The organism is Elioraea sp. Yellowstone (assembly GCF_006704265.1).
GTDB lineage: Bacteria > Pseudomonadota > Alphaproteobacteria > Acetobacterales > Acetobacteraceae > Elioraea.
The window spans coordinates 1-8614 of record NZ_VIKA01000135.1; the positions used below are offsets into that span (position 1 = coordinate 1).

Consider the following 8614-nt stretch of genomic DNA (forward strand, 5'->3'; position numbering starts at 1 on the left):
GGCGGCGACCGCGCGCTCGCAGCGCGGCGCGAAGCGGCAGCCGGGCGGCCACAGCCCGGGGGCGGGCACGCTGCCGGGGATCGCCGGCAGGCGCGTCCGGCCTTCCGCGAGGGCCGGGATGCTGCGCATCAGCGCGGCGGTGTAGGGATGCGATGGCCGCTCGAACACCGCCTCGACCGGCCCCTCCTCCACCACCTTGCCCGCGTACATCACCACCACACGCGTCACCACCTGGGCGACCACGCCGAGATCGTGCGTGATCAGCATCGTCGCCATGCCGAACTCGCGCTGCAGATCGGCGAGCAAAGCCAGGATCTGCGCCTGGATCGTGACATCGAGGGCGGTGGTGGGCTCGTCGGCGATCAGGAGCTTCGGCCGGCAGGCGAGGGCCGCCGCGATCATCACCCGCTGGCGCAAGCCGCCCGAGAGCTCGTGCGGATACTGCGCGAGCCGCCGCCCCGGATCGGGGACGCCGACGCGCGCCAGCAGTAGGGCCGCCCGCTCGCGCGCCGCCGCGCGGCCGAGACCCTCGTGCACGCGCAGCACCTCGGCCACCTGCTCGCCGACGGTGAAGACCGGATTGAGCGCCGACATCGGCTCCTGGAAGATCATCGCGATCTCGCGCCCGCGCAGCCGCGCCATCGCGGCATCGCCGAGCGCCAGGAGGTCCTGCCCGCGAAACCGGATCCGCCCGGCCGTGATCCGTCCCGGCGGGTCGGGCACGAGCCCCATCACCGAGAGCGCGGTCAGGCTCTTGCCGCAGCCGGACTCGCCGACCACGCCGATCACCTCGCCCGCGTCGAGATGGAGGGTCACGCCCGAGAGCGCCTCGACCTCGCCGCGATCGGTGCGGAACGAGACGGCGAGATCCTCGACCTCGAGCAGCCGGGTCATCCCTGCTGCACCTTCAGCCTGGGATCGAGCACGTCGCGCAATCCGTCGCCGAGCAGGTTGAGCCCGAGCACGGTGAGGCAGATCGCCAGCCCCGGCCACAGCGCGATCCACCACGCCTCGCGGATGTAGTCCTTCCCCTCCGCGATCATGTTGCCCCAGGTGGGTGTCGGCGGCGGCGGGCCGACGCCGAGGAAGGAGAGGATCGATTCCGCCAGCACGGCATAGGCGAAGATGAAGGTGAGCTGCACGATCAGGGGAGCGAGGCTGTTCGGCAGCACGTGGCGCCGGAGGATCCAGAGATGCCGTCCGCCGAAGGCGAGCGCGGCCTGCACGTACTCCATCTCCCGCACCACCAGCACGCTCGCGCGCACGATGCGCGCGGTGCGCGGGATGTAGACGACCGAGAGCGCGATCACCGCGTTCACGGCGGAAGGACCGAGGGCGGCGGCGATCGCCAGCGCCAGCATCACCGCGGGGAACGCCATCAGCGCGTCCATCGCCCGCATCAGCGGCTCGTCCAGCCGGCGGAAATAGCCCGCCACGAGCCCGATGACGGTGCCGGCCAGGCCGGTGGCCAGCACCACCGCGAAGCCGATGGCGAGCGAGAGCCGCGCGCCGAACACGAGCCGGCTCAGGATGTCGCGGCCGAAATTGTCGGTGCCCAGCAGGAATCCCTCGCCGGGCGGGCGGAAGCGCGCACGGAACTGCATCCGTTCGGGTGCCAGCGGCGCGATCAGATCGGCGCCCAGCGCCAGCACCGCCATCGCCCCGAAGAGCACGAGCCCGACCAGGAACAGCCTGTGCCGGAACAGCCGCCGCAGCGTCGGCAGGCGACGCGGTGGTCCCAGCGTCGCGACGGCGGCGTCAGCGGCCATAGCGGACCCGCGGGTCGATCGCGGCGTAGAGGAGATCGACCACTAGGTTGAGCAGCACCAGCATGGTCGCCGTCAGCAGCAGGGTCCCCTGGATCACGGGGTAGTCGCGGCCGAAGATCGAGGTCGCGACCAGGCGGCCGATGCCCGGCAGCGAATAGACCGTCTCGATCACGATCGAGCCGGAGAGCAGCAGGCCGAAGCTGATGCCGATGACCGTGATCACCGGAACCATCACGTTCTTCAGCGCGTGCTTGCCGATCACCATTGCCCGCGGCAGTCCCTTCGCGCGCGCGGTGCGCACATAGTCCTGCCGCAGCACCTCGAGCATGGTGGCGCGGGTGATGCGGGCGAGCAGTCCGATCTGCAGGAGCGCGAGCGAGACCGAGGGCATCAGGAGCGACCGGAACCAGTCGACCGGCGAGGCCGAGAGCGGCACGTAACCGCCGGTCGGCAGCCACTCCAGGATCACCGAGAACAGCACGATCAGCATCAGGGCAAGCCAGAAGGACGGCACCGAGACGCCGAGCAGCGCAAACCCGGTGACGGCCGCGTCCACGGCCGAGTTCGCGCGCAGCGCCGCCAGCACGCCCGCCGGCACGCCGATCGCCACCGTCATGACCAGCGCCAGGACCGCGAGCGAGCCGGTCACCGGCAGGCGGTCGACCAGCGCCTGCCAGACCGAGGTGCCGAGCAGGATCGACCGGCCGAGATCGCCCTGGAGCACGTTCCAGTACCAGGCGGCCATCTGCTCGAGGAACGGGCGATCCAGCCCGAGCGACCGGCGGATCTGCTCGATCTCCTGGTTGGTCGCCGCCGGCCCGGCGATCACGGAGGCCGGATCGCCGGGGATCAGGTGCATCACCGAGAACGAGACAAGCGAGACGAGCACCAGCACCGGCAGGGAGGCGAGCAGCCTCGCCGCGGCGAAACGCAGCATGGCTCAGCCGGCCAGGCGGTTCAGGCGCCGAGCGATACGTTCCAGAAGCGCGGGATCCTGTAGGGCCTGAATCCCTGCACGATCCTGCGCGCCGCCTGGATCTTGGTCAGGTCGCCGAACTTCAGGAAGTGCACCTGCTCGTACACCCGCTCCTGGAAACGCGCGAAGTGCCGCTTGCGCGCCGCCTCGTCGGGATCGGAGACCAGCTCGGCATAGATCCTGTCGAGTTCGGGATCGGGCACGAACTGATTGAGCTGCGGCGAGACCACGTCGATCAGCGCCGTGAACGGCCCGACCGAGGGGCCGGTGCCCTGCCCCGTGAACCACAGGTTCCAGGTCGTCCTGTCGCGCCGGCGCGCGATCGCGGTGGCCCAGTCGAACACGTCCATGCGCACCTTCATGCCGATCCCGCGCAGCTGCTCGGTCACGACCACCGCGGCATTGTACATGCTGGCATACGAGGAGTTGGTGATGATCACCAGCTCCTCGCCGTTGTAGCCGGCCTCCTTCAGCAGGGCCTTCGCGCGCGCGGGGTCGTTGACGTTGTAGTACTGCTTGCCGGCATCCGTGTAGTACGGGTTGCCGGGATACTGCAGGCCGGGCTGGAGATCGTAGGAGCCGTCGGTCGCGATCTCCATGATCGCCTCCATGTCGAGCGCGGTCTGGATCGCGCGCCGCACGAGCAGCCTGTCGGTCGGCCCGCGGGCGTGGTTCACCCAGGCCGCGTGCAGCCACCAGTGCCGCAGCGGCAGGAGCTGGATCTCCGCGTGGTCCTTCAGCCGCTTCGCCGCCTGGGTCGGCACGTCCTCGACGATGTGGAGCTCGCCCGTCTCCAGCCCGGCCACGCGCGCGCCGGGCTCGCGCACCAGCCTGAGCCGCACGCTGTCCACCAGCGCCTGCTTGTGCCCGGCGAAGCCGTCGGTGCCGCGGTGGTTGGGGTTCGGCACGTAGCCGTCGAAGCGGCGGATCAGCACGTGGCTGTCGGCGACGAACTCCTCCAGACGGAACGGCCCCGTGCCGATCGGCTCGAGCTTGCCGCCCTCCTTGTCGCGCTCCTCGGCGGGGTGGATCGTGATCGGCGTGGTGAAGGCGGAGATGTTGTCGAGGAAGGTCGCCTGCTGCTCCTTCAGCCGCACGACGAAGGTGTTCGCGTCCGGCGCCTCCAGCCGCTCGACCGCGTCGAGGATGCGGCGCTGCAGGCCGACCCTCTGGTAGCGCTGCCAGGAGGCGAGCACGTCGGCCGAGGTCATCTCCTTGCCGTTGTGGAACTTCACCCCGCGCCGCAGCGAGAAGGTGTAGGTGCGCTGGTCGGCCGACACCTCCCACGTCTCGGCGAGGTCCGGCACCACGGCGTTCTGCTCGTTCCGCGTCACCAGCATCTCGTACATGTTGAGCGCGGTGTTGCGGCTCGCGATGCTGGTGGAGAAGTGCATGTCGAGCGTCGGCACCGAGGCTTCCTGGCCGAACACGAGGTCGCCACCGCGCCGCTGCGCGGCCGCCGGGCCTGCGGTCGTCCCGAGCGCCACCACCCCCGCCGTTCCGGCGAGGAGATCGCGTCGTGTCAGCGCCATACGTCCCTCCCTTCCGTTCCTGTCAGGCCACCCGGTCCTTGAGCCAGGCGCCGGCCGCGGCGACCGCCTGGTCCGCTGCGCGCACATGGCCGAGCGCGCGCAGGAAGCCGTGCAGCATGCCGGGATAGACAGTGAGCTCGGTCGCCACGCCGGCCGCCTTCAGCCGCTCCGCCATCAGGATGTTCTCGTCGTGCAGCACGTCCAGCTCGGCGACGTGCATCAGCGCCGGCGGCAGGCCGCGCAGATCCGCCCGCAAGGGTGCGGAGATCGGGTCGGCCTTCGCCTCCGGCGTGGGCGCATAGGCGTCCCAGAACAGCTTCATCTTCGCCGCCGTCAGCATGTGCCCCGTCGCGTAGGCACGGTAGGACGGTCGCGTCAGGTCGCTGTCATAGACGCCGTAGTTCAAAAGCAGCCCGCGCGGCATCGGCCCGCCGGCGTCGCGCAGCCTGAGCGCGGTCGCCACGGTCAGGTTGGCGCCTGCGGAATCGCCGCCGATCACCATGCGGCCCGGGTCGAGCCCCCACTCGGCACCGCGCCGCACCAGCCAGTGCACGAACGCGACGCATTCCTCCACCGCCGTGGGGAACCGGCTGTCGGGGGAAAGACTGTAGTCCGGCGCGACCACGGCGAGCCCCGAGGCCGCCGCGTAGGAGCGGATCAGGCGATCATGGGTGTAGATGCTGTTCCACATCCATCCGCCGCCATGCAGATAGACCAGCACGGGCAGCGGGCGATCGGTCACCGGGTAGTGGCAGCGGCAGAGCATGTAGCGGCCATGCACCTGCGGCAGCCGCTCGACCGTCTCGGCCATCTCGGGCCCGCCGCGCGCGAAGCTGCGCCCCACCTCCTCCTGGATCTCGCGCGCGATGGGCAGCGGCAGCGTGGTGGTGTCCGGATACCTGGCGAAGGCGGCTTCGCTGAGCGCCTGATAGGCCGCCATCTCGGGGTGCTTCTGCGGCCCCCGACCGTGCCGCGGGACATCATCCATGCCGCGATGTTCTCCCAAGCGGGCGGGCGTGGCAATGCCGCCCGGTGGTTTCGTCATGCGAACACGAAGGCGGTCTCCTGCCGTCGCGTCTGCCCCGGCCGCAGGATCACGGACGGGAAATGTGCGTGATGCACGGCATCGGGGAAGCGCTGCGGCTCGATCGCCAGCCCTGCACGCGGGCCGTAGCGCCGGCCATCGACGCCGATCACCGGCAGGTCGAGGCCCGCCGCGTCGTAGAGCTGCAGCCCTGGCTCCGTCGTGCGCACCTCCATCGCGAGTGCGCCGTCGGCGCTCCTGAGCGTTGCGACCGGCAGCAGGCCCGGCGCGGCCCCGGCGCGGCGCAGCACCAGGTTGACGTCGTAGCCCCCCTCCGGCCGCGGCATGTCGCCCAGGCGGCGGCCGCTGCGGAAGTCGAACGGTGTCCCCGCCACCGTGCGGATCTCGCCGGTCGGGATCCCGTCCGGGTCCGCCGGCGTGTAGAAATCGGCGGCCACCTCCAGAAGGTGCGCATCGATCGTCGCGGCGCCGTCGAGATTGAAGTAGGCGTGCGGCGCGAGGTTCACCGCGGTCGGTGCATCGGTGGTCGCCGTCAGGGCGACGCGCAGGACCGCGGGCGGCTCGACGCGCCAGACGCAGCGGGCGCGCACCGTCCCGGGGAACCCCTCCTCGCCGTGCGGGGAGTGGAGATCGAGCGTCACGCTCGCCTCGTCGGCCGCCGCGACCGACCAGACGCGGCGCGAGAAGCCCGATCCACCGCCGTGCAGCGTGTGGCGGCCGCGGAAGTTCGGCGTCAGCGTGCAGGATACGCCGTCGATCGTCATGCGCGCTCCGGCGATGCGGTTGACGACGCGCCCGCAGATGGCGCCGAAGTTGCGCGAGTGGACCAGATAGTCCTCGATCGTGTTCAGTCCCAGCACGACCTGGCGCGGACGGCCGGCGCGATCCCGCACGACGAGATCGCGCAGCACCGCCCCCCAGGTGATGATCCGCGCCTCGATCGCGCCCGCGCGGAGGGTGATCTCCTCGACCGGCGACCCGTCCGGCAGCGCGCCGAAGAGCCGTCGCGTCACGGCTGGAGCCCAAGCGCACGGGCGATCTCGCCCGGCGCGAGCCCGCGCCCCTGCAGGGCCGCGTCGAACTCGTGCCGCGTGACCGCGATGATGTGCCGCGCGATGAACGCCGCCCCCTCGCGCGCGCCGTCCTCCGCCCGCTTCAGGCAGCACTCCCACTCCAGCGTCGCCCAGCCGCCATAGCCGTGCTGGCTCAGCCGCGAGAACACGGCGCGGAAGTCGATCGCGCCGTCGCCCGGGCTGCGGTAGCGGCCGGGGCGGTCGATCCAGTCCTGAAACCCGCCGAACGCCCCCGACCGGGCGGAGCGGCGGAACTCCGCATCCTTGACGTGGAACGCCGCGATCAGGGCCGCATAGGCATCGATGAACCCGAGATGGTCCATGCCCTGGATCACCATGTGGCTCGGATCGTAGAGCAGCTTCACGCGCGGATGGTTGCCGAGGGCCGCGCGGAACCGCTCGAAGGTGACGCCGTCGTGGACGTCGCAGCCGGGATGCGGCTCGACGCACAGATCGACGCCCGCCGCGTCGAACGCCTCGACGATCGGGCGCCAGCGGCGCGCGAGCTCGGCGAAGCCCTCCGCGATCAGTCCGGGATCGCGCAGCGGCCAGGGATGCACGTAGGGCCAGAGCAGCGCGCCCGAGAACACGGCGCAGCGCGAGACGCCGAGCGCGCGGCACGCCCGCGCCACCAGCCTGAGCCGCGCACCGGCCCAGGCAACGCGATCGCCGACCTCCCTCGGCGCCATGCGTTCCGCCGCCACCGCATAGGCCGGATGATGCGCGAGCAGCCAGCCGAACCGGTGCGCGGCAAGCTCGGTGAGCACGAGGCCGCGATCGGCCAGCGCCGCACGGACCTCGTCGGCGCGCGCGGCATCCCGGGCGACCGCCTCGACATCCAGGATGCGCGCATCATGCGTCGGCACCATCACGCCGCGGAAGCCGAGCCCGGCGGCCCAGCCGGCCAGCCCCGCGAGGCTGTCGAAGGGCGGCGCGTCGCCGATGAACTGGGCCAGGAACACCCCCGGGCCCTGGATCGTCGCCGGTCTCGCCATGGTCACCCCTTGCCAGCGGAACGACACGGTCAGCAGAATGGCGCGGATCGGTCGCGGGTGGGAGAGCGTCGCCGGTGGCAACCGTCAGCCTGCGCCAGGTGCGCAAGGCATTCGGCGCGGTCGAAGTCGTGCACGGCGTCGATCTGGAGATCGCGGACGGCGAGTTCGTCGTGCTCGTCGGCCCCTCGGGCTGCGGCAAGAGCACGATCCTGCGCATGGTCGCGGGGCTCGAGGACGTCACCGCGGGGGAAATCGCGATCGACGGCGTGGTAGTGAACGAGCGCGATCCGAAGGACCGCGACATCGCCATGGTGTTCCAGGACTATGCGCTCTATCCGCACATGTCGGTCGCCGAGAACATGGCCTTCAGCCTGCGCTACCGCGGGGTCTCCCGGCCCGAGATCCGCCGGCGCGTGGAGGCGGCGGCGGCGATCCTCGACATCGCGCATCTGCTCGACCGCCGCCCGCGCGAGCTCTCCGGCGGACAGCGCCAGCGCGTCGCAATGGGCCGGGCGATCGTGCGCGATCCCAAGGTGTTCCTGTTCGACGAGCCGCTCTCGAACCTCGATGCCAAGCTGCGCGTGCAGATGCGCACCGAGATCAAGCGCCTGCGCGACCGGCTGCGCGCCACCACGATCTACGTCACGCACGACCAGGTGGAGGCGATGACGCTCGCCGACCGGATCGTCGTGATGCAGGGCGGGCACATCCAGCAGCTCGGCACGCCGGAGGAGATCTACGACGCGCCCGCGACGACCTTCGTCGCCGGGTTCATGGGGGCGCCGGCGATGAACCTGCTGCCCGGCACGATCGCCAACGGCGCCGCCGTGCTGCCGGGCGGCACGGCCATTCCGCTGCCGCCGGAGTCGCACGGCTACGAGGGCGAGGCGCTGGTCGTCGGCCTGCGGCCGGAGCGGCTGATCTACCTGCCGCAAGGCGCGGCGAGCGACCGCCCGGTGATCGACGCGCCGGCGGTGGTGGTCGAACCGCTCGGCTCGGAAACGCTCGTCACGCTCGATCTCGCCGGCGAGGCGCTGCACGCGAAGGTGCCGCCGCGCAGCGTCCGGCGGCCGGGGGAGCGGGTGCGGCTCGCGATCGCGCCGGACAGCGTGCACCTGTTCGACCGGGCGACGGGGCGCCGGCTGTGACCGCGCCGATGGCCGTCGCGCTGATCGGCTACGGCGCCTGGGGCCGGCATCATGCGCGCGCGCTCGCCGCCGGGGT

The 8614-nt window shown here is 71.5% G+C and carries 8 protein-coding genes; 1 reads left to right on the plus strand and 7 read right to left on the minus strand.

The features are described 5' to 3' along the window. From FK498_RS15185 to FK498_RS15215, 7 genes are all read right to left on the minus strand, one after another. On the minus strand, positions 1-894 hold an 894-nt coding region (locus tag FK498_RS15185; protein ID WP_141855985.1), incomplete at its 3' end, for an ABC transporter ATP-binding protein. Beyond that, complete coding sequence (locus FK498_RS15190) at positions 891-1769, minus strand: ABC transporter permease (protein ID WP_141855987.1); 879 nt, start codon at positions 1767-1769, stop codon at positions 891-893. The genes FK498_RS15185 and FK498_RS15190, both read right to left, overlap by 4 nt. Further along, complete coding sequence (locus tag FK498_RS15195) at positions 1759-2706, minus strand: ABC transporter permease (RefSeq protein WP_141855989.1); 948 nt, start codon at positions 2704-2706, stop codon at positions 1759-1761. The genes FK498_RS15190 and FK498_RS15195 overlap by 11 nt, the downstream gene beginning before the upstream one ends. Before the next feature lie 20 nt (positions 2707-2726). Next, complete coding sequence (locus FK498_RS15200) at positions 2727-4277, minus strand: ABC transporter substrate-binding protein (RefSeq protein WP_161988438.1); 1551 nt, start codon at positions 4275-4277, stop codon at positions 2727-2729. A gap of 22 nt (positions 4278-4299) precedes the next feature. Further along, on the minus strand, positions 4300-5265 hold the full coding sequence (locus tag FK498_RS15205) for an alpha/beta hydrolase (protein ID WP_141855993.1): 966 nt from the start codon (positions 5263-5265) through the stop codon (positions 4300-4302). Between the two features lie 53 nt (positions 5266-5318). After that, on the minus strand, positions 5319-6335 hold the full coding sequence (locus FK498_RS15210) for an aldose epimerase family protein (protein WP_141855997.1): 1017 nt from the start codon (positions 6333-6335) through the stop codon (positions 5319-5321). Continuing rightward, positions 6332-7390 carry a sugar phosphate isomerase/epimerase gene (locus FK498_RS15215; protein WP_141855999.1) on the minus strand — a complete coding sequence of 353 codons (1059 nt, stop codon included), beginning with the start codon at positions 7388-7390 and terminating at the stop codon, positions 6332-6334. The genes FK498_RS15210 and FK498_RS15215 overlap by 4 nt, the downstream gene beginning before the upstream one ends. Positions 7391-7464: 74 nt before the next feature. Between FK498_RS15215 and FK498_RS15220 the strand changes: the two genes are divergently transcribed. Continuing rightward, positions 7465-8538, plus strand: coding sequence for an ABC transporter ATP-binding protein (locus FK498_RS15220; protein ID WP_141856002.1), 1074 nt, complete (start codon positions 7465-7467; stop codon positions 8536-8538). The last annotated feature ends 76 nt before the right edge of the window (positions 8539-8614 follow it).

Excerpts from the sequence above, each read along its gene's own strand:
- FK498_RS15215 (WP_141855999.1), bottom strand. The coding sequence starts at position 7,390 with ATGGCGAGACCGGCGACGATCCAGGGCCCGGGGGTGTTCCTGGCCCAG.
- FK498_RS15200 (WP_161988438.1), bottom strand. The coding sequence starts at position 4,277 with ATGGCGCTGACACGACGCGATCTCCTCGCCGGAACGGCGGGGGTGGTG.
- FK498_RS15205 (WP_141855993.1), bottom strand. The coding sequence starts at position 5,265 with ATGGATGATGTCCCGCGGCACGGTCGGGGGCCGCAGAAGCACCCCGAG.
- FK498_RS15195 (WP_141855989.1), bottom strand. The coding sequence starts at position 2,706 with ATGCTGCGTTTCGCCGCGGCGAGGCTGCTCGCCTCCCTGCCGGTGCTG.
- FK498_RS15190 (WP_141855987.1), bottom strand. The coding sequence starts at position 1,769 with ATGGCCGCTGACGCCGCCGTCGCGACGCTGGGACCACCGCGTCGCCTG.